Source organism: Gordonia sp. NPDC003429 (genome assembly GCF_053588575.1).
The window spans coordinates 1-23092 of the sequence record NZ_JBSFQF010000011.1; the positions used below are offsets into that span (position 1 = coordinate 1).

The 23092-nt window shown below is 67.3% G+C and carries 22 protein-coding genes and 1 tRNA gene; 17 read left to right on the forward strand and 6 right to left on the reverse strand.

Translation table 11 applies throughout. The features are described 5' to 3' along the window. On the forward strand, positions 1 to 333 hold a 333-nt coding region (locus ACWDSI_RS14230), incomplete at its 5' end, for a hypothetical protein (RefSeq protein WP_449756908.1). Between the two features lie 20 nt (positions 334 to 353). On the opposite strand, the gene purU is transcribed toward ACWDSI_RS14230, so the two are convergent. After that, entirely contained in the window at positions 354 to 1235 is an 882-nt protein-coding gene (purU, locus tag ACWDSI_RS14235; RefSeq protein WP_449756909.1) for a formyltetrahydrofolate deformylase, read from the reverse strand. Positions 1236 to 1261: 26 nt separating this feature from the next. Here purU and deoC point away from each other — a divergent pair, with 26 nt between their 5' ends. Both deoC and ACWDSI_RS14245 read left to right on the forward strand, forming a co-directional pair. Next, entirely contained in the window at positions 1262 to 1945 is a 684-nt protein-coding gene (deoC, locus tag ACWDSI_RS14240) for a deoxyribose-phosphate aldolase (protein ID WP_449756910.1), read from the forward strand. 261 nt (positions 1946 to 2206) lie between these two features. Further along, on the forward strand, positions 2207 to 3463 hold the full coding sequence (locus tag ACWDSI_RS14245; RefSeq protein ID WP_449756911.1) for an Ig-like domain-containing protein: 1257 nt from the start codon (positions 2207 to 2209) through the stop codon (positions 3461 to 3463). Here ACWDSI_RS14245 and ACWDSI_RS14250 read toward each other — a convergent pair. After that, positions 3460 to 4236, reverse strand: a complete 777-nt coding sequence (locus ACWDSI_RS14250; protein ID WP_449756912.1) for an SDR family NAD(P)-dependent oxidoreductase — start codon at positions 4234 to 4236, stop codon at positions 3460 to 3462. The genes ACWDSI_RS14245 and ACWDSI_RS14250 overlap by 4 nt on opposite strands. Before the next feature lie 86 nt (positions 4237 to 4322). Here ACWDSI_RS14250 and ACWDSI_RS14255 point away from each other — a divergent pair, with 86 nt between their 5' ends. The 3 genes from ACWDSI_RS14255 to ACWDSI_RS14265 all read left to right on the forward strand — a co-directional run bounded on the left by ACWDSI_RS14255 (position 4323) and on the right by ACWDSI_RS14265 (position 7492). After that, positions 4323 to 5441, forward strand: a complete 1119-nt coding sequence (locus ACWDSI_RS14255; protein ID WP_449756913.1) for an ROK family protein — start codon at positions 4323 to 4325, stop codon at positions 5439 to 5441. 78 nt (positions 5442 to 5519) lie between these two features. Continuing rightward, positions 5520 to 6344, forward strand: coding sequence for a transglutaminase-like domain-containing protein (locus ACWDSI_RS14260; protein WP_449745907.1), 825 nt, complete (start codon positions 5520 to 5522; stop codon positions 6342 to 6344). A 32-nt stretch (positions 6345 to 6376) separates the two neighbouring features. After that, positions 6377 to 7492, forward strand: coding sequence for a zinc-binding metallopeptidase family protein (locus tag ACWDSI_RS14265; RefSeq protein ID WP_449756914.1), 1116 nt, complete (start codon positions 6377 to 6379; stop codon positions 7490 to 7492). A gap of 1 nt (position 7493) precedes the next feature. Here the strand turns inward: ACWDSI_RS14265 and otsB are convergent, their stop codons facing one another. The 4 genes from otsB to ACWDSI_RS14285 all read right to left on the reverse strand — a co-directional run bounded on the left by otsB (position 7494) and on the right by ACWDSI_RS14285 (position 11525). Beyond that, positions 7494 to 8285 (reverse strand): trehalose-phosphatase, encoded by a 792-nt coding sequence (gene otsB / locus ACWDSI_RS14270; RefSeq protein WP_449756915.1) that lies wholly within the window; start codon positions 8283 to 8285, stop codon positions 7494 to 7496. Then, entirely contained in the window at positions 8282 to 9823 is a 1542-nt protein-coding gene (locus ACWDSI_RS14275; protein ID WP_449756916.1) for an alpha,alpha-trehalose-phosphate synthase (UDP-forming), read from the reverse strand. The genes otsB and ACWDSI_RS14275 overlap by 4 nt, the downstream gene beginning before the upstream one ends. Before the next feature lie 3 nt (positions 9824 to 9826). Then, the gene (locus tag ACWDSI_RS14280; RefSeq protein ID WP_449745944.1) at positions 9827 to 9991 is read right to left on the reverse strand and encodes a hypothetical protein; all 165 of its coding nucleotides are present in this window, start codon (positions 9989 to 9991) and stop codon (positions 9827 to 9829) included. A gap of 100 nt (positions 9992 to 10091) precedes the next feature. After that, on the reverse strand, positions 10092 to 11525 hold the full coding sequence (locus ACWDSI_RS14285; RefSeq protein ID WP_449745903.1) for a threonine/serine ThrE exporter family protein: 1434 nt from the start codon (positions 11523 to 11525) through the stop codon (positions 10092 to 10094). 5 nt (positions 11526 to 11530) lie between these two features. Here ACWDSI_RS14285 and ACWDSI_RS14290 point away from each other — a divergent pair. The 11 genes from ACWDSI_RS14290 to ACWDSI_RS14340 all read left to right on the forward strand — a co-directional run. Next, positions 11531 to 11605: transfer RNA gene (locus tag ACWDSI_RS14290), tRNA-Thr, on the forward strand. A 279-nt stretch (positions 11606 to 11884) separates the two neighbouring features. Next, the gene (locus ACWDSI_RS14295) at positions 11885 to 13306 is read left to right on the forward strand and encodes an APC family permease (RefSeq protein WP_449756917.1); all 1422 of its coding nucleotides are present in this window, start codon (positions 11885 to 11887) and stop codon (positions 13304 to 13306) included. Positions 13307 to 13343: 37 nt separating this feature from the next. Further along, complete coding sequence (locus ACWDSI_RS14300; RefSeq protein ID WP_449745901.1) at positions 13344 to 14570, forward strand: arginine deiminase; 1227 nt, start codon at positions 13344 to 13346, stop codon at positions 14568 to 14570. Positions 14571 to 14572: 2 nt separating this feature from the next. Further along, the gene (gene argF / locus ACWDSI_RS14305) at positions 14573 to 15598 is read left to right on the forward strand and encodes an ornithine carbamoyltransferase (RefSeq protein ID WP_449756918.1); all 1026 of its coding nucleotides are present in this window, start codon (positions 14573 to 14575) and stop codon (positions 15596 to 15598) included. Then, positions 15595 to 16530 carry a carbamate kinase gene (locus ACWDSI_RS14310; protein ID WP_449745899.1) on the forward strand — a complete coding sequence of 312 codons (936 nt, stop codon included), beginning with the start codon at positions 15595 to 15597 and terminating at the stop codon, positions 16528 to 16530. The genes argF and ACWDSI_RS14310 overlap by 4 nt, the downstream gene beginning before the upstream one ends. A gap of 16 nt (positions 16531 to 16546) precedes the next feature. Continuing rightward, the gene (locus ACWDSI_RS14315; RefSeq protein ID WP_449756919.1) at positions 16547 to 17491 is read left to right on the forward strand and encodes an esterase/lipase family protein; all 945 of its coding nucleotides are present in this window, start codon (positions 16547 to 16549) and stop codon (positions 17489 to 17491) included. 71 nt (positions 17492 to 17562) lie between these two features. Continuing rightward, on the forward strand, positions 17563 to 19155 hold the full coding sequence (locus tag ACWDSI_RS14320) for a carboxylesterase/lipase family protein (protein ID WP_449756920.1): 1593 nt from the start codon (positions 17563 to 17565) through the stop codon (positions 19153 to 19155). A gap of 41 nt (positions 19156 to 19196) precedes the next feature. Continuing rightward, positions 19197 to 19598 (forward strand): RidA family protein, encoded by a 402-nt coding sequence (locus tag ACWDSI_RS14325; protein WP_449745897.1) that lies wholly within the window; start codon positions 19197 to 19199, stop codon positions 19596 to 19598. Next, positions 19595 to 20776, forward strand: coding sequence for a winged helix DNA-binding domain-containing protein (locus ACWDSI_RS14330; RefSeq protein ID WP_449756921.1), 1182 nt, complete (start codon positions 19595 to 19597; stop codon positions 20774 to 20776). The genes ACWDSI_RS14325 and ACWDSI_RS14330 overlap by 4 nt, the downstream gene beginning before the upstream one ends. Before the next feature lie 127 nt (positions 20777 to 20903). After that, the gene (locus ACWDSI_RS14335; RefSeq protein WP_449756997.1) at positions 20904 to 21629 is read left to right on the forward strand and encodes a response regulator transcription factor; all 726 of its coding nucleotides are present in this window, start codon (positions 20904 to 20906) and stop codon (positions 21627 to 21629) included. Between the two features lies 1 nt (position 21630). Further along, positions 21631 to 23092 (forward strand): sensor histidine kinase (locus ACWDSI_RS14340; protein WP_449756922.1); only part of this gene is annotated, 1462 nt, incomplete at its 3' end.

Sequence of the window (23092 nt, forward strand, 5' to 3'; positions counted from 1 at the left end):
CCGCTCACGGGTCTCCTGGTCGAACTTCCGTGGTGCTCCCATATCCGTATTCTCCTGGTGAGATCACGGTCTCCACCAGACCCAGGACGGTTCACTCAACCAGCAGGAGGAGCTCAACCAGCGGGCGACAGGCTCGACCGGCGGGTGGGTGGTTTCGACAAGCTCAACCAGCAGGAGGAGCTCAACCAGCGGGCGACAGGCTCGACCGGCGGGTGGTGGTTTCGACAAGCTCAACCGGCGGGTGTGGGTGGTTTCGACAAGCTCAACCAGCAGGAGGAGCTCAACCAGCGGCAGGAGCTCAACCAGCGGGCGACGGCTCAACCGGCGGGTTGAGCTCAACCGGCGGGAGGAGCTCAGGTGAACACGACGGTCTTGCGTCCGTACACCAGAACGCGGTCTTCGAGGTGCCAGCGCAATCCTCGGGCAAGGACAAGGGTTTCGATGTCGCTGCCCTGGCGGACCATGTCGGCGATCGAGTCCCCGTGATCCACGCGGATCACGTCCTGCTCGATGATCGGTCCGGCGTCGAGATCGGCCGTCACGTAATGGCACGTGGCCCCGATCAGCTTCACCCCGCGGGCAAAAGCCTGGTGATACGGCCGTGCGCCGACGAAGCTGGGCAAGAAGCTGTGGTGGATGTTGATCGCCCGGCCCGCCCACGCGTCGCACAGTTCGGGCGGCAGGATCTGCATGAAGCGGGCCAGGACCACCGCGTCGGGGTGATAGCCCTCGACGATGCCGCCGACCTCGGCGAAGGCGTCCTGCTTCGGTCGATCCGGCCCGAACGGGACGTGATGGAACGGAACCTCGAAGCGCTCGGTGAGACGTTCGAGGTCGCGGTGGTTGCTCACCACGGCGTCGATTCGGGCGGGCAGTTCGCCGCGATTGGCGCGTCCGAGCAGGTCGGTGAGGCAATGGCCTTGCTTGCTGACCAGCAGCACCACCGACTTCTGCACGCCGGTGTCGGTGAGTTTCCACACCGTCTCCGGCCCGAAGTCGGCGATCGCCTCGCTGAACCGTAACCGCAACTCGTCGAGCCCGATCGACACCGAGTCGGCGCGCACTGCCTGACGCGTGAAGAACCAGCCCGAGTCGACATCGGAGAAGTAGGCGGCCTCGGTGATCCAGCCGCCGATGCCGGCGAGAAACGTGGAGATCCGGGCGACGATGCCGGTGCGGTCGGGGCAGCCCAGCGTCAGGACGTAGCGGCGGTCGGAGGTGTCTGCGGTGGTCACCTGATCAGTGTGCCAAGCTCATCGGTGTGACTCGCACCGACCTGACGCGCGCCGACGTCGCCGCCCTCGTCGACCACACACTCCTCAAACCCGAGGCCACCCGCGCGGACGCCGAGGCCACGGTCGCCGAGGCCGCCGAACTCGGTGTCTACGCGGTCTGCCTCTCACCGTCGATGCTGCCCATCGACACCGGCGCACAGCGCACCTGCGTGGTCGCCGGGTTCCCGTCGGGCAAGCACCACTCCTTGGTCAAGGCCGCCGAGGCACGGCTGGCAGCCGACAGCGGGGCCGACGAGATCGACATGGTGATCGACATCGGGGCGGCCCTCGACGGCAGGTTCGACGAGGTGTTCGCCGACATCCTGACCGTGCACGAGGCGATCGGCGACGCCGCGATCCTCAAGGTGATCGTCGAATCGGCGCTGCTGCTCGACGTCGCAGGACCCGACACCCTCACCGAGGTGTGCCGTCGCGCGGTGACCGCCGGTGCGGCATTCGTCAAGACCTCCACCGGATTCCACCCCGCGGGCGGAGCGTCGGTGAAGGCGGTGCGGCTGATGCGTGAGGCGGTGGGCGATCGCGCGGGCGTCAAGGCCAGCGGCGGTATCCGCACCGCGCAGTTCGCCGCCGAACTCATCGACGCCGGCGCCACGCGGCTCGGCCTGTCGGGGACCCGTGCCGTGCTCGACGGTTTCCCGGCTCCGTCCTGATCGACGCGACGCGGAACGAGTTCTCCTGCCGGTGTCGGCGTCCACCCGGTGTTGGCGATCGGACACGACGAACGCTGTGGCTGTCGGAGAATGCGCAGTTTGCACGCTCAGCGTTCTTCGACCAGCCGAGCGTTTACCCGGCAGAAGTAGGCCAGGCGCCGCACGTCAGTGGCGCATCCACTCCGCGGTGGGTGCGGAACCTGAGAACTCATAAAGCCCGGTCACGGCGGTTGTTCAGCTGCGGTCGGTATTCTGTATGGGATGTCCACGAACGTAACGCCCAATCGCCGTACGGTTCTCGCCGCCGCGGGCCTCGCCACGGCGGGCCTCGTCGTGGCCGCATGCGGACGTTCCGGTGACAACACCACCGCGCAGGCACCCAAGAAGCCGACGGTCGGCGTCACCTACACGCCGTCGCTGACCGATCAGTCCGCGCCCAATCCCATCGCGAAGGTGTCGGTCACCGCGGACAACGGTGTGCTCAACCCCGACGTCAAACTCCTCAATCCCCGGGGCCACGCCGTCGCGGGCACGATGTCGGAGGACCGCAAGACGTTCACCGTCACCGAGCCGCTGGGGTACGGCACCACCTACTCGTGGCAGGGCAGCGCCACCGGTTACGACCGCCTGTCGGTGCCGGTGGAAGGCAAATTCACCACCCTCGATCCGCAGCAGCAACTCAACGTCGTGGTCAACATCGCCGACGGCCAGGAGGTGGGGATCGCCGCCCCGCTGATCCTCAAGTTCGACGGCACCGTCGACAACAAGGAGGCGGTCGAACGGGCGCTCACCCTCACCACCACCCCGCCCACCGAGGGCAGTTGGGCCTGGCTCGGCGAGGACAACGGCTCGCGGGTGCACTGGCGGCCCAAGGAGTACTTCGCGCCGGGCACCAAGGTGCACATGACCGCGAAGCTCTACGGACTCGACCACGGCAACGGGGCGTACGGCGCCGCGGATGTCACCAGCGACTACGTCATCGGACGCGCCCAGATCGTCAAGGCCGAGGCGTCGAGCCATCAGATCGTGGTGACCCGTGACGGCGGCACGCTGATGACGCTGCCATGCAGTTACGGGCAGGGCGACGTCGACCGCAACGTGACGCGGTCGGGCATCCACGTGGTCAGCGAGAAGCACGAAGACTTCTACATGAGCAACCCGGCGGCGGGCTACTTCAACGTCCACGAACGCTTCGCCGTGCGCATCTCCAACAACGGCGAGTTCATTCACGCCAACCCGGAAACCGTTGGTGTGCAAGGGTCTTCGAACGTCACCAATGGCTGTATCAACCTGTCGCTGGAGAATGCGCAACAGTACTTCGGCACCGCGATCTACGGCGACCCGGTGGAGGTCACCGGCACCCGCATCGCACTGTCGGAGGCCGACGGCGACATCTTCGACTGGACCTTCGACTGGCCCACCTGGAAGGGCATGTCGGCGATCAAGGGTGAACCGCGCACGCAGCAGGCCCCGGCCACGCCGAAGGGCGCCCCGACGTCGGTGAGCGCCCCCAACTAGCCCGTGCGGATGTTGCGGCGCGACGACGCCTGATCACGCGGGCGGATGACGATCTGATCGAGATCGACGTGCGGTGGCCGCGACGCCACGAACCCCACCACCTCGGCGATGTCGTCGGCGACCAGCGGGGTCACCCCGGCGTACACCGCGTCGGCCTTGGCCTGATCACCATCGAATCGCACCAATGAGAAGTCGGTCTCCACCATGCCGGGGCAGATCTCGGTGAGCCGGATCGGTGTGCCCAGCAACTCGAAACGCAGTGTCCGGTGCAGCACGCCCTCGGCGTGTTTGGCCGCGGTGTAGCCGGCGCCGCCGTCGTAGACCTCCAGCGCGGCGGTGGAGGTGATGGTGATGATCAACCCGTCGCCGGAGGCCTCGAGCGCGCCGAGCAGCGCCTTGGTCACCCGCAACGTGCCCAGCACGTTGGTCTCCCACATCCAGCGCCAGTCGTCGAGGTCGGCGTTGGCCACCGGATCGAGTCCCTTCGCGCCACCGGCGTTGTTCACCAGGACGTGCACCACGTCGAGTCCCTCGACGAAGGCGGCCACCGACGCCTCGTCGGTGATGTCGAGTTGCCTTCCGGTGCCACCGATCTCGGCCGCAAGCTGCTGCACGCGGTCGACGCGCCGGGCGCCGAGCACCACGTGGTATCCCTGCGCCGCCAGGGTGCGCGCGATGGCCGCGCCGATGCCCGAACTGGCGCCGGTGACCACCGCGGTCCGGCGACCATCGGCGGCGGGCGGATTCGGATCGGTGGAAGTGTCGCTGGTCATGGCGATCAGCATAGTGCGGGCCAGACGCCCCCGATCGTCCGCGCGATCGAGATCCGCCTCCCCGCCGACCTGCTAGATTCACTCCCATGCCGTGCGGAGTGATCCCGCCGACGCTTCAGCTGGGGTCGACGCCTGCCGCCGTGGTGCTGCACGCCGTGCGCGCGGGTGCGCCGATCACCCGCGACCGGCTCACCGAGGTCACCTCGCTGTCGGCGGCCACCATCAACCGGCAGGTCACCATGCTGACGTCGATGGACCTCGTCGTGGAGCGACGGGACCTGGTGAGTCCCGGGGTGATCGGGCGGCCGAAAAGCCCGGTGACCCTCGACCGGGATTCGCTGTGCGTGGCCGGCATGCACATCGGTGCCCGACGCACGCTGCTGACCATCGCCGACATCGGTGGCCGCCCCCTCTACAGCCATGCCATCCGGACCCCGCCGGGTCCGGGGGCCGAGGTGGCACCGGTGTTGTGTGCGGAACTGCGTGCCCTGGCCGACCGGTTCTCCGGGCGGCGACTGCTGTGGGGCGGGGCGGCGATCGGCGGATCGGTCGACGCGGTGACCGGCGAGGTGACCCACCCGATTCTCGGCTGGCGGCGCACCCCACTCGGCGAGATCCTCGCCGACACACTGGGCGTCGCGGTGTCGGTGAGCGAACACGTCGAGGCGATGGCCGCGGCCGAACTGCTTCTCGGCCAATCCCGTCAGGACGTGGGGTCGGGGCTGTTCTTCTACGCCCGGGAGACCACCGGCATGGCGGTGACACTGAACGGCCGGGTGCACATTCCGGCGCGAGGTGCCGGCACCATCGACCACGTCCGAGTGGACGCGCCGGTGCTGTGCCCCGGCACCGCTCGCCTTCGCGACGTGATCGGCTCGGCGGCCACCCAGCGCGCCGCGGCACGGCTGGGCCTCTCGCCCGACGCATCGGTCATCGTCGACGAGCGGGCCCGCATCCTCGGCGAGGTGGTGGCGCTGTTCCGCGACGCCCTCAACCCGGACGCGATCACCGTCGCCGGAGACGCCTTCGCCGCCCACCCGCACGGACTGGCACCGGTACAGGCGGCCTTCGACGCGGCGTCCGCCGCACCGTGGCCGCTGGAACTGGCGCCCTCGTTGTTCGGTGTGACGGTGCCCGAGGGCGCGGCAATCGTGGTGGCGCTCAGCGTGATCTACGCCGATCCGGTGGCCGCGCTCACCGGGTGACGCCGGCGAGGGACGAGCCGACGGCGTGGCCGGGACCTCAGGTGAGAGCGCCGAGCGATTACCGCCTACAGTAAACCCATGGCCACCCCACCGTTGACCACTCCCCGTGACATGTCCGCGACGATGAGTATTTCCGTCACCGAACCCACCGAACTCGAGATGCAGATCGCCGTGGCCCGCATGCCCGGCCTGGAACTCGACGAGAAGCTGACCGTTGCCGTCGACGGTGTGGAGGTGACGCCGGAGGAGATCATCGATCTGCACGGCGGCCGCATCCATCGCCTCAATGTGGAATCCGGAGTGGTGTCCGTCGAATACACCGCCGCGGTCACCGCACCCGCGGACCCCGACGTGGTGGAGTCCACCGATCGCTCGATGTACTTGCGGCCCAGCCGATATGCCGAGTGTGACAAGTTCTTCGGCTTCGCCGGTGGACAGTTCGACATGTCGTTGCCCGACGCCGAACTGCTCAATCAGGTCACCTCCTTCGTGGAGGAGCGCCTCAGTTACATCCCCGGCGCCAGCGACCCGATCGACGGCGCTGTCGACACGTTGCTCGCCGGCGCCGGCGTCTGCCGCGACTACGCCCACCTGGTGGTGGCATTGCTGCGCGCACTCAACATCCCGGCGCGGCTGGTCGCCGTGTACGCCCCCGGATGCGATCCGATGGATTTCCACGCGGTGGCCGAGGCGATCATCGACGGCGAGTGGGTGGTGGTCGATGCCACCCGGCTCTCCCCGCGCCAGTCGCTGGTACGGATCGCCACCGGTCGCGATGCCGCCGACACGGCGTTCCTCGACAATCACGGCGGTGCCATCTCGCTGGATTCCTACGAGGTCACCGCAACGGTGCGGGGTGAGTTGCCCGTCGACGACGGCACCGCACGTATCGCCATCCGCTGACCTCGCCCGAGGCGACGCCCTAGGCTGAGCTCATGCATGCGCTGACCTGTCCGATCTGCAACTTCTTGTCGGGCTTCATGAATCAGAACTGCCCGAACTGCGGCACCGACGTCGGCGTCCACCTGCCGAGCCGGTCGCTGGTGGTTGCCTCGGAGGACGGCGTCATGGTGGACGGGCGGGAATGGGTGCGCTGCGTCAACTGGGGTGCCGGCTGCAACTGGATGACCCTGGCGGAGTTCAGCGAAAAGGATGCGGGCATGCGGGGCCGCTGCTTCCCGGAGGCCCTGATCCGCAAGCAACCCGACGCCTCCGACGTCATCGCCCTGCAGAAGATGCCGAGTACCACCGTCGATCTGCGGATGCTCATCTACCAGCTCGTCGACCTCGGCTTGCCGGTGCAGCCCTTCTGGCGCGCCGACGGCGGCCTGGCCTTCGATCTGCTGTCGAGTCAGACCCTCGGCAAGCCGGTGATGATCGGACATGCCAACGGGGTCATCACGATCGACATCACCGAGACCGAGGACGCCTACCGCGAACGGCTGCGCGTCGCGCTCGGCGAGCCCTATCGCACCATGCTCGGACACTTCCGCCACGAGGTGGGGCACTACTACGAGCACATCCTGATCGAGACCGGCGACGGCGCCGACCGCTACCTGCAGCGGTGCCGGGAGATCTTCGGCGACGAACGGGCAAGCTACAGCGACGCACTCGACCGGCACTACAACCAGGGGCCGCCACCGAACTGGCGGAAATCGTTCATCTCCGAGTACGCGACGATGCACCCGTGGGAAGACTTTGCCGAGTGCTTCGCGCACTACCTGCACATCACCGGAACCATCGACACCGCACGGGAATCCGGCATGATGCTGGAAAGCGATCAGGTGCGCTTCGCGATGGACCGCGACATCGTGCCGCTGGAGTCCTACGCCGATCAGCCCATCGAACGTCTGCTCTACGACTGGAAATGGATGTCGACGATGTTCAACCGGGTGAACCAGGCGATGGGCCGACGACCGCTCTATCCGTTCGACATCCCGCATCCGGTGGTGCGCAAACTCGGTTTCGTGCACCGCGTGATCCGCGAAACCGACAAACGCTCCACGCACCGGGATCCGCTCGTCGACCGCATTCCCGCGCCCGCCGGGTAGCTCAGCGGTTGTCCGCCAACCATTCCCGACGTCGCGCAACGGTGAATTCCAGTACCGATGCGACGTCGTCGGTGTCGGCGATACGGTAGCGGGCCGCGGTGTCGCCGTCGCCGACCTTGATGCTGACATCGGGATCGGCGGGAAGATGTGCGAAAGCCTTCTCATCGGTGACGTCGTCGCCGAGGTAGATGATGGCGTCGGAACCGAACCGCTCACGCAGGAGGTCGAGGGCGTGGCCCTTGCTGGTCTCGATCACCGCGAGCTCGATCACCGCCTTGCCCTCGGTCGCATACACCCCCGACCAGGTGGCAGGCCCGCTGCGGGCCAACCCCAGCGCGTCGTCGGCGACATCGGGTGCGGCGTTGCGGACGTGCAGCGCGGCGCTCACCGGTTTGGTCTCCACCGTCACCCCGGGATGATCGGCCGCGATCGTCTCGAACGAGTCGATCACCGCGTCGAGCAGCTCCTTCTGGGTGTCGGTGATCGCGTCGGCGAAGCCGCCGTCGAATTCGCTGCCGTGGCTGCCGACGAGGGTCACCGGGGCGTCGGTGAGACCGGACAGTTTCCCGAGGTCAACCCGTGCGCGGCCGGAGATCACCGCCGCGGCCGTGTCGGGGATCGAACCGGCTGCGCTGATCGCCTCGATCGACGCCGGGTTGGGTCGTGCGTCCTGTGGGCGGGACACGATGGGCGCGATGCACCCGTCGTAGTCGCTGGCCAGCAGTAATTGCGGCACCGCCGCCGCCCGGACCAGCGCATCCCGTAGTTCGCTCGGAATTCCGTTCGCGCTCATCGGGATTCACGCTGATCGAGGTAGCCGCCGGTCTCCTCGTCCACCAGTTGCACGCCACGGTTGGCCGATACGGCGGTCTCGTGCGTGGAGCCGAGGGTGTCGAGGAAACTCTTGGCCCACTTCTCCACGTCGTGGGTCAGCACCTGCCTACGCAACGCGCGCATGCGTCGTCTACCCTCGGCCGGCGGCTGTTCCACCGCAGCCACGATGGCGTCCTTCACGCCGTCGAGGTCGTACGGATTGGCCAGGTAGGCCGAACGCAATTCGGCTGCGGCGCCGGTGAATTCGCTGAGTACCAGGGCGCCGCCCAGGTCGGCGCGGCAGGCCACGTACTCCTTGGCCACCAGATTCATGCCATCCCGCAACGGGGTGACCAGCATGACGTCGGCGGCGACGAAGAAGGCGATGAGGTCGTCGCGCGGGACCGGGCGGTGCAGGTACTGGACCACCGGCTGTCCCACGTCGCCGTATTGGCCGTTGATGTTGCCGACGAGCTGTTCGATCCCGGCGCGCATCCTCTTGTAGCTGTCGACGCGTTCGCGACTCGGCGTGGCCAATTGGACCATCACGGTGTCGTGCGGGTCGATGCGGCTCTCGGCGAGCAACTCCGAGAGTGCGCGCAACCGGACGTCGATGCCCTTGGTGTAGTCGAGGCGGTCGACGCCGAGCATCACCGTCTTCGGATTGCCGAGTTCGGCGCGGATCTCGGTCGCGCGTTGCCGAATCTCCTTGGAACGCGCCTTGGCGTCGAGTTCGCCGGAGTCGATCGAGATGGGAAAGGCGCCCACCCGGACGGTGCGAAATCCCACCTGCACCACGCCGAATCGTGAGCGCACCCCCACCGTGCCCTTGCTGGTGGCCTGCCCGGCCAGTCGTCGGGCGAGATAGAGGAAGTTCTGCGCACCGCCGGGCAGATGGAAGCCGATGAGGTCGGCGCCGAGCAGTCCCTCGACGATCTCGGTGCGCCACGGCAACTGCATGAACAGTTCCACCGGCGGGAACGGGATGTGCAGGAAGAATCCGATGCGCAGGTCCGGTCGCAGCATTCGCAGCATCTTGGGCACGAGCTGCAACTGATAGTCCTGCACCCACACGATCGCGCCCGGTGCCGCGGCCCGCGAGGCGGCTTCGGCGAAGCGGCGATTGATCTCGACGTAGGTGTTCCACCATTCGCGGTGGTATTCGGGTTTGACGATCACGTCGTGGTAGAGCGGCCACAGGGTCGCGTTGGAGAAGCCCTCGTAGTACTCCGCGATCTCCTGGCTCGTCAGGGGCACCGCGTGGATGCTGATGCCCTCGACGTCGGGATCCTCGTCGGAGTCGGCGATGCCCGACCAGCCCACCCATGCGCCGGTGTGTGAGCGCAGGATCGGTTCGAGGGCGGTGACAAGTCCACCGGGGCTGCGCTTCCAGCGCACGGTGCCGTCGGCCAGCACCTCCTTGTCGACCGGGAGCCGGTTGGCCACGACGACGAATTCGGCGCCGTCAGTGCCGTGGGTGGATGTGCTGTTGGATACCTCGTCGGATCCGGGGCGCACGGCTCAGGCGTTCTCGCCCGGTGCGATACCCAGCATGGACAGCAGCATCCGGCATTCGTCGGCGTCGGTGGCGTACGCGGCGACGACGCGTCGCGCCGAGTTGGCGGTCTCGTCGGCTACCGGCTCGAGCTCCTCGTCGGGAATGTCGGTGGTCTTCGCGGGCATCATGTCCCCTCGTCGGTGCGGTCTGTGTTGGTGATGCGGTCTGCACGTGTGGCGTGCACAACAGCCGATTCTACGCGTCGGCGGGCCCCGCCCACGCCGCCGGTCACCAACGGCGTGCCCGCGCGCCACGCGCATCGCGGCGGCGTCTGGCCCACTCGGGGGTGGCGGGAAGATGCGGACGCCGCAGCGTCCGGGCGACGAACTCGCCGAGGGTGACCCCGGCGGCCAGGGCACAGCCCACCGCCAGCGCACTGGTCATCCAGGTGAAGCCTTGCAGCGTCTGATCGTTGAGGATGCCGTAGAGGCCGCGGTAGACGGCCAGACCCGGCAACAGCGGGGTGATGCCGGCGACCGCGACCACCAACGGCGGGGTGAGGGCGCGACGGGCCAGCAGACCACCGACCAGTCCGACGAAGGTGGCGGCCGCGCCGCCGGCGATCACGTCGCCCACCGACAGCCACGCCCCGATCGCCGCGACGCCCATCCCGATCGCGCCGCCGAGGAACGCGACGGGCAGCGCCCGACGTTCGGCGTAGCTCGCGAGTGCGAACGCGAAGGCCGCCACCGCGCCGGCGATCACCCGCACCGGGACGTCGACGGCGGCGAACTGGGTGGACGTGGTGATCGTGGGCAGGTAGACGCCGAAGCGTCCGAGCATCTGGAGTGCGATGCCCACTCCGGCGATGATGCCGCCGGTCATCAGCAGCAGTTCGAAGAAGCGGGCCACCCCGGTGATGGGTGCGCCGGTGATGGCGTCCTGCACCGATCCCACCAACGAGAGTCCGGACAGCAACACCACGATGCCCGCCGCGATCACCTGCGAGGGCGCGATGTCGACCCCGAAACGTTCGCCCACCGAGAACACCAGCGCCGCGGGTACGACGGCGATGAAGCCACCGGCGACCTGCTGAAAGAACGCGGGGGTGGAGATCCGGTTGAGGAACCGGTTCGCGGTCACGGTCACCGCGGTGGTGGCGAACGCGAGCGAGGCCACCACGAGGCCGCCGCCGAGGAGCACCGAGATCCCGGCAGCCATGAGGCCCCACGCCGAGGTGGCCACCCAGTGCGGGTAGGGATGGCGGGAGGCGATGATGTCGTCGATCATGCGGTGCGCACTCGTCGGCGCCAGTGCCGAGTCGCGGATCCGGCGGACCAGCCGATCGACCGCGGCCAGCCGGGTGAAGTCGAGTGACCGGTAGTGCACGGTCTGCATCGCGCTGATCGGTGGCAGGGTGGCACCGCGGCGCGCACTCACCAGGATCGTGTTGTAGGTGACGTCGACGTCGAGTTCCTCGAGTCCGTAGACGCCGGCCACGAATCGGATCTGCGACGCGGTGTCCACCGCTCCGGTGCCGGAGTCCAGCAGCACGGCGCCGATCTTGGTGGCGAGGTCGAGCACCTCGGTGATGGTGCCCACATCGAACCGGTCGATCGGCCGGCGTGGCGCGACGACGATGCTGCCCGGCTCGATCGTGTCGATCGTCGCCTGGCTGGTCCCGGTGAGGAAACGAAGCGCCCGCCCGATATACTCGCGCACGCAATGCCTCCTTAGCTCAGTGGTAGAGCACTCGCCTTGTAAGCGAGCGGTCGTCAGTTCGATCCTGACAGGGGGCTCCACCAGGATCCGCACGCGGGTGGGTCGGTGTGCGACGCCGTGGTCGCCGCCCGTTCACCTGCATGTGACCACTTTGCGACGTCCAACTGAAATGGCGTCGCTTTCTTGGCGGTTTCGTGGAAATAGGGAAAGCCCCCACGTAGCGTTGGATTGGTCACGAGACTACAGGCGGTCTCGCAATGACCGGTCGAACACCGGCCTCACCTGACCGCGTTCGGCGGTCGACGTCGAATCCATTTCTCCTGACACGCAAGCCGTTTCGTCACGGATGGAGGAATGGGATGAGCGAGACCTTGCAGAGTTCGCCCGCGGCGGATGCCACCGGGTACAAGGAGGAGGCGAAACTCGGTCTGCCACAGGCGAGCGCGCTCGTCATGGGCAGCATCATCGGCGTCGGAATCTTCAGCCTGCCCTATTCGCTCGCCTCCTACGGTCCCATCAGCATCATCGCGATGGCGATCACCACCGTGGGTGCACTTGCGCTCGCGCTGATGTATTCGGCACTGTCCAAACGCATCGCCGCGCCCGGCGGTCCGTACGCCTACGCCCGGGTGGCGTTCGGCAACGTCGCCGGCTTCTTCAACGCGTGGAGCTACTGGATCACGGCGTGGGCGGGCAATGCGGCGATCGCCACCGGCTGGGTGTACTACGTCATCTACTTTTTCAACGACGTCCCCAACTGGGTGCAGTTGCTGATCGCGCTCGCCGGTCTGTGGGTTCCCGCCGCGATCAACCTCAGCGGGTTGAAGAACATCGGCGCCTTCCAGACCATCACCACCATCCTCAAGTTCATCCCGCTGCTGTTGCTCTCCTTCGTCGGGATCTTCTTCGTCTCGTCGGACAACTTTCACCCGTTCAACGCCAGCGGCGGGTCGGCCACGTCGGCGATCCTGGGTGCGATGGCGATCCTGCTGTTCAGCTATCTGGGGGTGGAAACCGCGACGGTGACCGCCGCGGCGGTCCGCGACCCGAAGCGTAATGTGCCGCGCGCCACCATCATCGGCACCGTCGCCTGCGCGATCGTGTATCTGCTCTCGATGACCGCGGTGTTCGGCATCGTACCGTCGGCCGATCTCGGCAAGGACGAGAACAAGGCGTCGTATGCGATCGCCGCCAACGACATCTTCGGCGGCACCTGGGCGGGGTACGCGGTGGCCGTCGCGGTGATCATCTCCGGTATCGGCGCGCTCAACGGGTGGGTGCTGATCTGCTCGGAGATGCCGCGGGCAGCCGCCCTCGACGGGCTGTTCCCGAGCCGGTTCGCCGAGATGTCGAGCCGCGCGGTGCCCGCCTTCGGCATCCTGGCCGCCACCGTGCTGGCCAGTGTGGTGACCGTGATCAGCTATCTCGGCAACAGCGGTGCCGCCATCTTCAACACGCTGGTGTTCATGACCGGCATCACCGCCGCGATCCCGTACGCGTTCTCGGCGTTGGCGCAGATCTACATGCGGATCAGCGATGCGCGCAAGATGGAGCGTGCCAGGTTCTGGCGCGACGTCATCGTCGCCGTGGTGAGCCTGGTGTTCGCGATCCTGTTCATCATCTATTCGCGCAACACCGACGAGGACAATTGGTACTCCGAATACGGTCCCTACCTGATGACGTTGGGCGCATTCCTGCTCGGCGTGCCGGTGTACCTCTACATGCGCAGCCGCATGTCCTCGCCTCCTCCTGTTCCCGATTACCGCGTCGTGGATGCATGAGCATCCACCGCATGAGCATCCACGAAGGAAGGAAATCATGAGCTTTCATGTCGATTCCGAGGTCGGCCAACTCCAACAGGTGATCCTGCACAAGCCGGGTATCGAGCTGACGCGACTGACCCCGTCGAACGTCGAGAGCCTACTCTTCGACGATGTGATGTGGGCCGAGAAGGCCCGCGAGGAACACGAGGCGTTTCAACAGATCCTGCGCGATCTCGGTGTCACCGTGTACCTGTATCAGGATCTGCTCGCCGAGGCGGTGGATCAGCCCGGTGCGCGAGAGTTCCTGCAGGACAGGCTCACCACCGCGACTCGTTTCGGAACCGCCCTCGACCACCCGCTCGACAAACTGGTCGGCGAACTCAAGGCGGCCGACCTTGCCGAGATGCTCATCGGCGGTCTGCTGAAACGCGACGTGGCGCCGTATTTGGCGGGCACCCCGAGCCTGTTCCTGAACTACCTTCGCGACGATGACTTCTTCCTCGCGCCGCTGCCCAATCACCTGTTCCAGCGCGACAATTCGGCCTGGATCTATGGCGGCGTCAGCGTCAACCCGATGGCGAAGCCGGCGCGTCAGCGTGAGTCGATCAACTCCCGGGTCATCTACAACTTCCACCCGATGTTCGCCGACGCCGACTTCGAGTTCTACTACGGCAACGACTCGCAGCAACACGCACCGGCGACCGTCGAGGGCGGTGACATCCTCGTCATCGGCAACCGGCACGTGATGATCGGGATGGGTGAACGCACCGCGCCCCAGGGTGTGGAAGTGCTCGCCGACAGCCTGTTCCGCTCGGGTGCGGTGGACAAGATCATCGTGGTGGAACTGCCGCACGAACGTGCGTTCATGCATCTCGACACCGCGATGACGATGATCGACCGTGACGCCTTCAGCGTCTACCCCTACCTCCCGGGCGAACTGCGGTCCTACACGCTGACCGCCAAGGACGAGGGCACCGCCTTCGACGTGGTGGAGAACGGCGAGTTGTTCCCGGTGGTCGCCGAGGCACTCGGCGTGGACAAACTGCGCGTCCTCAAAGCGCCCATCGACCGCCTCGAGGCGGCCCGTCAGCAGTGGGACGACGGCAACAACTTCCTCGCCGTCTCGCCGGGCGTCATCGTCGGCTACGAACGCAATGTGACCACCAACAAGTATCTGGGGGACAACGGCATCCAGGTCATCGGGCTGCAGAGTTCCGAACTCGGCCGCGGCCGTGGCGGACCTCGCTGCATGTCGTGCCCCATCGAACGAGAGGCAGTGTAGCCATGAGTGATTACCGCGACGTCATCGCAACCCTCGAGGGCCGTGACTATCTGAAGGAACTCGACTTCACCGTCGACGAGTACACCGCGCTTCTGGAACTGTCGCAGGAGGTGAAGAAGGCGCACAAGGAGGGCCGCGACGCCCAGAAGCATGTCGGCAAGGCCATCGCGCTGGTCTTCGAGAAGACCTCCACGCGCACCCGCTGCGCCTTCGAGCGGGCGGCCTACGATCTGGGCCTCGGACACATCTATCTCGATCCCACCGGATCGCAACTCGGCCATAAGGAATCGATCTCCGACACCGGGCATGTGCTGGCGTCGATGTTCGACGGCATCGAGTACCGCGGTTTCTCGCAGAAGTCGATGGAGGTGCTCGCCGAGGCGGCGTCGGTGCCGGTGTGGAACGGTCTGTCCGACGAATGGCACCCGACGCAGTCGCTGTGCGACATGCTCACCATGGTCGAGCACGCCGGCGGCAAGCCGGCCAACGAGATCACCTTCGCCTACCTCGGCGACACCGAGGACAACGTGGCGAACTCGCTGCTGATCGCCGGTGCCATGTGCGGCATGGACGTTCGTCTGGTGGGGCCCAAGGAGCGCTGGACCCCGGAGGCGATCACCAAGGCGGGCAACGAGATCGCGGCCGCCACCGGTGGCTCGATCACCCACACCGAGGATGTCGGCGAGGGCGTCAAGAACGCCGACTTCATCTACACCGACGTCTGGCTGTCGATGGGTGAGGCCAAGGACCTCTGGGGTGAACGCATCAAACTGTTGCTGCCGTATCAGGTGAACGCCGAGGTCATGGCCGCCACCGGGAAGCCCGACACCAAGTTCCTGCACTGCCTGCCCGCATTCCACGACCGGAACACCACCGTCGGTGAGCAGATCTACGAGGAGACCGGTCTGTCGGCGCTCGAGGTGACCGACGAGGTGTTCCAGAGCGACGCCTCCATCGTGTTCGCGCAGGCGGAGAATCGCTGGCATTCGATCAAGGCCATCGTGGCCGCGACATTGGGGCTGGTATGAGAGTCGTTGTGGCGCTGGGCGGAAACGCCCTGCTGCCCAGGGGAAAACCGCTCACCCCGGCCAATCAGCTGCAGGCGGTCAACGACGCGATGGAGGTGCTGGCCCCGGTCTCGATCGAGAACAATCTGGTGATCACCCACGGCAACGGTCCCCAGGTGGGCCTGCTGGCCAACATCACCGCCGCCGCCGACCCCGACTCGGCGGAGCCCTTCGACGTGCTCGACGCGCAGACCGAGGGCATGATCGGCTATCTGATCGAACGTGAACTGCGCGAACTGCTTCCGGCGGTCCGGCAGGTGGCCACGCTGGTCACCCTCATCGAGGTCGATCCCCGCGACCCCGCATTCGACAACCCCACCAAGTTCATCGGCCCGGTGTACACCAAGGACGAGGCCGAGAAGTTGGCGGCCGCGCACGGATGGAGCATCGCCGCCGACGGTGAGTACTGGCGGCGAGTCGTCGCCTCACCCACCCCGTCGGCCATCCCGGGCATCTACACCATCGAGCATCTGGTGTCCGGCGGCGTCACCGTCGTGTGCGCGGGCGGTGGCGGTGTGCCGGTGGCGTGGGACGCGGTCGCCCGCAGCTACAGCGGTGTCGAAGGTGTCATCGACAAGGATCTCGCGACCTCACTGTTGGCCTATCAGCTCACCGCGGATCTGATGATCATGGCCACCGATGTCGATGCGGTCTACGAGAACTGGGGCACCCCGGACCAACGGGCCATCGCCACCGCACATCCGAGCGCGTTGAAATCGTCGACGTTCGCGGCCGGTTCGATGGGACCCAAGGTGCAGGCCGCGATCGAGTTCATCGAGCGCGGCATGCGGGGCGAGGCGGTGATCGGCTCGCTGGCCCAACTCGAGAACATTCTCGCCGGCGAGGGCGGCACCCGGGTGAGCAGAAAGTACACCGGCATCACCTACCGCTGACATCTACTCTCACGGTATGTGGAGGGCGATGCGCGTGGCGGCCGCCGCGGTGGCGGTGCTCGCGGTGGTGATACCGGCGACGATGCTGACGCCCGGGTCGGTGCGGGCGGCACCCTTGCCGGTGAGCTACGACTTCTGGGACGGCACCAGGGCCGAACTGAGTCATCCGGGTGGATCGCTGCCGGGGTCCAACGACGCCGACTGCAGGGTGTCGCGCGCACACCCGCGACCTGTCGTGCTCGTCCACGGAAGTGGCGCGAACCGTCAGACCACTTGGGCCACAATTGTTCCCGCGCTCAAGAATGAGGGTTACTGTGTGTTCGCGCTCACCTACGGAGCGACGGCCGGGGCGACGTGGCCGGTGTCGGCACTCGGCGGTCTTGCCACCGTCGAAAGCAGCGCCGAGCAACTCGCGCGCTTCATCCGTACGGTGCTGGCGCATACGGGCGCCCGGCAGGTCGACGTGGTGGGCCACTCCACGGGCACGGTGATTCCCGACTACTACGCCAAGTACCTGGGCGGTGCCGCCACGATCCACGACTATGTCTCGCTCGCACCGTATTGGCGCGGGCACGTCGCCGACGACACCTGCGACGCGGGCAAGGCGCTGTACACAGCGGTGGGACGTGCCGCGCAGTGGCCGTATCCGGAGTGCCAGCAGGAGTATGCCGGGGCAGACCTGATCCGAAAACTGTGGCGGGGAGGCACCCCGTACGCCGCGGGCGTGCGTTACACCAACATCGTCACCGACAACGACGGAATCGTCGATCCCTACGACAGTGGCCTGGTGGCGGGACCGGATGCCGTCAACGTGCTGTTGCAGCGCGACTGCGCCGCCGACCGGTCGGATCATCTTCGGCTGGTGGCCAATCCGCGCGTGGTGCGGATCATCCTGAACACCCTCGACCCGGCGCACCGCCGCCCGGTTCCATGCCTGAGCGTGATGCCGGTGCTCGGCTGATCCCGCGCCGCCCGGCGTGTCCCGCGGTGCGAAGCCACGACCGGTGACGCACGATAAACCGGTGAAGCACGATGGATGAACAGACGCCGATGACCGGTACGCAGTCTCCGGTCGCCCAGTCTCCGGTCGCCCAGTGCACGGCAGGCACCTATCGCGGTCGGCGCGGCGACGGCGTCGATGTCTGGCGCGGGATCCGTTACGCCGAGGCGCCGATCGGGGAATTGCGTTGGCGCCGTGCGCGGTCGGCGCAACCCCGGTCGGGAACCGTCGACGCCCTGACATTCGGAAACGTCGCCCCACAGGTCCGCAACCCGGGGATTCCGCTGCCGCGCGACACCGTGATGGACGAGGATTGCCTGTTCCTCAATGTCTGGGCACCCGCGGGTGCCGCGGCGCGGGGCGCCGGTCTCCCGGTGATGGTGTATGTGCACGGCGGCGCCTACGTGTTCGGTGCGTCGAGCCAGGAGCTCTTCGACGGCACGGTACTCGCGTCCGGTGGCGATCTGGTGTTCGTGACGTTCAACTATCGGCTCGGTGCGCTCGGCTTCGCCGACCTGGGCTCCCTGTCGGGTGACGACTCCCGCTTCGAGACCAATGTCGCGCTGAGCGATGTACTGCTGGCGCTGCAGTGGGTGCAGGACAACGTCGCCGCGTTCGGCGGAGATCCCGCAAACGTCACGGTGGCAGGTGAGTCCGCGGGCGGCGGGATCGTGACAACGCTGCTGACCATTCCTGCGGCGTCGGGCCTGTTCCACCGGGCGATCGCGCAAAGTTCCCCCGCCACCTCGGTGTACGACCGTGCCCGGGCGGCATCGGTGGCGCGGGCACTCGGTGACGTCGCCGGGGTCGGGACCGCCATGGAAGCGTTCGCCGACCTGCCGGTCGCCGATCTGGTCGCCGCGACGCAAGCGGTTTTCGCCAGGGTGCCCAAGGCGAGTCCCGGGACGATTGCGTTCGCCCCGGTGGTCGACGGGGATCTCGTACCGCGTCATCCCATCGACGTGTTCGGCGCCCACGAGTCGCTGCCGGTGCCGTTGCTGATCGGCACCAACCGCGACGAGACAGCCGCCTTCAAGTTCATGAAGTCGCCGCTGATGCCGGTCACGTCACCGGCCATCCGGAGCATGTTCGATCAGATCGCCACCGAGTATCCGGAGCTGTCGATTCCCACCCCCGAACGCATCGCGGCGGCCTATCCGGGCGTCAAACCCAAATCGATCAACCTCGACGTGTCCCGCGATCTCGCGTTCCGGATGCCAACGGTGTGGGTGGCCGAGGGACACAGCGAGGTGGCTCCGGTCTACCTGTATCGGTTCGATCAGACCACCAGGTTGTTCCGGTTGCTGCGGGTGGGCGCCACCCACGCCACCGAGTTGCCGTATGTGTTCGGGAACTTTCCGAAAGGGAGCGCCGACGTCATGTTCAAACTGGGTGGACGCAGCACCGGAGAACAGGTGTCGGCGCGTATGCGTGCGCGCTGGACGTCGTTCATCCGGTCCGGTGATCCGGCCCTCGACACCGGCGGCCTCGCCGGACTGGAGTGGCCACCGTTCACCACCGACACCCGCGCGACCCTGGTGATAGACGCGCACGATCGGGTGGTCGACGACCTCGACGCGCCGCTGCGACGCACCTACGGCGACCAGGTGCTCGGGTTTCGCTGACTCTGAAACCCGCAGGGCACGGCGCCCGATACCATCGGTTGATGTCGCGCATCACTCTCCACGGGTCGTCGACCCTTCACGACGGCGGATTTCCGTACAGCGCCACCGTGACCGCCGGGCCGCTGCTGTTCACCGCCGGAATAGCGCCGCTCGACACCGAGGGTGTGGTGGTGGCCCGCGGTGACGTGGTGGCCCAGACCCGGCGGTGCCTGCAGAATCTGGGCGCCGTACTCGCCGAACGCGGCGCCACCCTCGGCGACATCGCCAAGCTCACCGTCTACGTCGCCGAGCACCTGCAGGCCGACCTCGCCGTCGCCTGGGAAGCAGTCGTCGGCGAGTTCGACGGGCAGGTGCCGGTCGCGATCATGGTGGGGGTCACCGTGCTGCCCTACGACGACCAGCTCGTGGAGGTCGACGCGATCGCGGCGCCCGATCCGGGATGAGTGCGGTACGCCCACGGATCACCGACGCGGCGCGCCGGACCCGACTGATGCGCCGGCACCGTCTCGCCGACGGATTCGGTGCCGCCACGGTGGAGGAGGCCGCCGCTGCGACGGTGGGACTGCACGCCACCGCACCGTCGACGGTCTACATCTCCGCGTGGGCACGCATGCCGGGTTTCGTGGCCGCCGACATGGATTCCGCGCTCTACGAAAAGCGCTCTCTGATCAAGCATCTCGCCATGCGGCGCACCGTGTTCGCGTTGCCCCGCGACATCCTGGCCGACGCTGTGGGCGCGGTGAGCGCACGGGTGGCGGCGTCCGAACGCACCAACATGCTCCGCGATCTGCGGCGCAGCGATGACGTCGATGATCCGGATGGCTGGATCGACACCGCGCGGGCCGCGGTGCGCCGTGAATTGGCCGGCGGCGCCGCGCTGACCTCCACACAGCTGCGCGAGCGACTACCCGAACTCGACCTCCGGGTGATGATCTCGCCCGGCAGGCCGTGGGGCGGGCAGGTGTCGATGGGACCGCGGGTGCTGAACATGATGAGCGCGGCCGCCGAGATCGTGCGCGGACCCAACGCGGCGGGCTGGCACCTGTCCCGGCCGTCGTGGGTGGCCATCGAACACTGGCTCGGTGAGCCGCTGACGGCACCGGATCCGGTCACCGGGCACGTGCATCTGATCGACCGGTGGTTGCGCGCCTTCGGTCCGGGCACCGAGACCGATCTCGTGTGGTGGCTGGGCAGCACGAAGGCGGCCGTCCGCGCCGCACTCGCGCAGCTCGACGTGGTCGAGGTGGATCTCGACGACGGGTCGGTGGGATACGTCCACGCCGACGACGTCGACGAGGTCGAGCCCGTCGCACCGCAGGCCCTGCTGCTTCCTGAACTCGACCCCACCACGATGGGCCACAAACAGCGCTCGTTCTATGTCGGCGACCACGTGGCGCACGTGTTCGACCGCAACGGCAATGGCGGGCAGACTGCGTGGTGGGACGGCCGCATCGTGGGCGGCTGGTACCGGCTCGACGACGGGTCGGTGGCGGTTCATGCGTTGGAGGATCTGCCCCGCGCGGCACACCGAGCGCTGGCCGCCAGGGCCGACGAGCTCGCCGCCTGGCTCGGTGAGGTCAACCCCAAACCCGCTTTTCCGTCACCGTTCATGCGCCGATGACTTCCGCGGCGCGGCCGCATCGGACAACTGTTCGTGCAGGTCAGCACTCACAGCAAGTTGTCAGTGGCTCTCCAGATCCGTGGCAGACTGGTCGGTGATGGTGGTAGCTGTGAACGACATGGGTCAGATGAGCACACAAACGGCGGGTGGGGCGCCCGCGCACGGTCCGCGCGTCCTCGTCGTCGACGACGAGGTCAACATCCGGGAGCTGCTCTCGGTGTCGCTGAAGTTCCAGGGCTATCAGGTCGAGGTCGCGGCGAACGGGCCCGAAGCCATCGACCGCTGCCGGTCGGACAAGCCCGACCTCCTCATCCTCGACGTGATGATGCCCGGCATGGACGGCTTCGGCCTGTTGCGCCGGCTGCGTGCCGACGGGGTCACCGCGCCCGCACTGTTCCTGTCCGCACGCGACTCCGTCGAGGACAAGATCAACGGACTCACCATCGGCGGCGACGACTACGTCACCAAACCGTTCAGTCTCGAAGAGGTGGTGGCGCGTCTGCAGGTGCTGCTGCGGCGCAGCGGTTTCGACGAGAACGCCAAGTCGTCTTCGCGGATCACCTTCGCCGACATCGAACTCGACGACGAGACCCATGAGGTGTTCAAGGCGGGCAAGCTGGTGTCACTCTCGCCCACCGAGTTCACGCTGCTGCGCTACTTCATGGTGAACGCGGGCACCGTGTTGTCCAAACCCCGCATCCTCGACCACGTCTGGAACTACGACTTCGGTGGCGAGGTGAACGTCGTCGAATCGTATGTGTCCTATCTGCGGCGCAAGCTCGACTTCGGCGAGAAGCCGCTCATCCACACGCTGCGCGGCGTCGGATATGTGATGCGTGAGCCGCGCGGCTGACATGGCAACCGCACAACCGGTCGGCCGGCCGCACAAACACGGTGTGCCGCTGCGGGTGTCGCTCGTCGCGTTGACGCTCGTGCTCGTGGTGATCGGTCTGCTGGTGTCCGGGATCGCGGTCACCTCGGCGATGAAGAGCGACCTGATGTCGCGCACCGACACCGGGCTGATCAACGCGGTGGACACGTGGGCCAAACCGCGGGTACGGATCAACGACAGCCCCGGCCCGCCACCCGGGCCGCGACGCCCGCCGTCGCCGTACTTCGTCCACACCACGCTGGACAACGGAGAGGTACTGTCCAGCAACGACTTCGACGACGCGCCCGCGATCACCGGACTGCCCGCCGGTGACTACGGCCCGGTGACGGTGGACTCCGCCGACGGTGACGGTCCCCGCTGGAGGCTGATCAAACAGACCAACCCCGACGGCCAGGTGGTGGTCGCCATCCCGCTCACCGACGTCGACAAGACCCTGTCGCGATTGATGTGGCTGCAACTGGGCATCGGGCTGGCCGTGGTGGTGGTGATCGGCATCCTCAGCTATCTGCTCGTCCGATCGAGCCTGCGATCGCTGCGCCGGGTGGAGGAAACCGCGCACGCCATCGCCGCGGGCAATCTGAACATGAGAGTTCCTCCGGCGGCGCCGAACACCGAGGTGGGCAGTCTGTCGGAATCGCTCAACACGATGCTCGGCCAGATCCAGCACGCGTTCTCCGCGACCGCGGCCTCCGAGCAGCAGGCCCGTGCGTCGGAGGAGCAGGCGCGGGCGTCGGAGGAGAAGATGCGGCGGTTCATCGCCGACGCCGGGCACGAGTTGCGGACACCGCTGACCTCGATCAAGGGGTTCGCCGAGTTGTATCGCCGCGGTGCGGTGTCCGATCCGTCCGATGCGATGCGTCGTATCGACGACGAGGCCGGGCGGATGAACGTGCTGGTGGAGGATCTGCTGGTGCTCGCGCGCCTCGACGCGCAGCGCCCGCTGAACTCCGAGCCCGTCGACATGCTGGCGCTGGCCGCCGACGTGGTGCAGTCGGCGCGCGTCGCGGCACCCGAACGCAGCATCCGGATCGAGGTCGGCGAGTCGGATCAGCCGCCGATGGTGCGCGGCGATTCGGCGCGGCTGGTGCAGGTGATCCGCAATCTGGTGACCAACGCGGTGGTACACACACCGGCCGACGCGTCGATCACGGTGTGGGTGGGCGTCGACCAGGAGCACGGTGCCGACGACGTGGTGGTGGCGGTCAGCGACACCGGCCAGGGGCTCGCCGCGCATGACGCCGAGCACGTCTTCGAGCGCTTCTACCGGGGCGACAGCTCCCGCTACCGCGGTGAGGGCGGGGGCAGCGGACTCGGGTTGTCGATCGTCGCGGCGCTGGTCCACGCCCACGGCGGGCGCGTGGGTGTGGAATCCGTGCCCGGCCAGGGCGCCGCGTTCTGGCTGCGGCTGCCCCGCCTCCCGGATT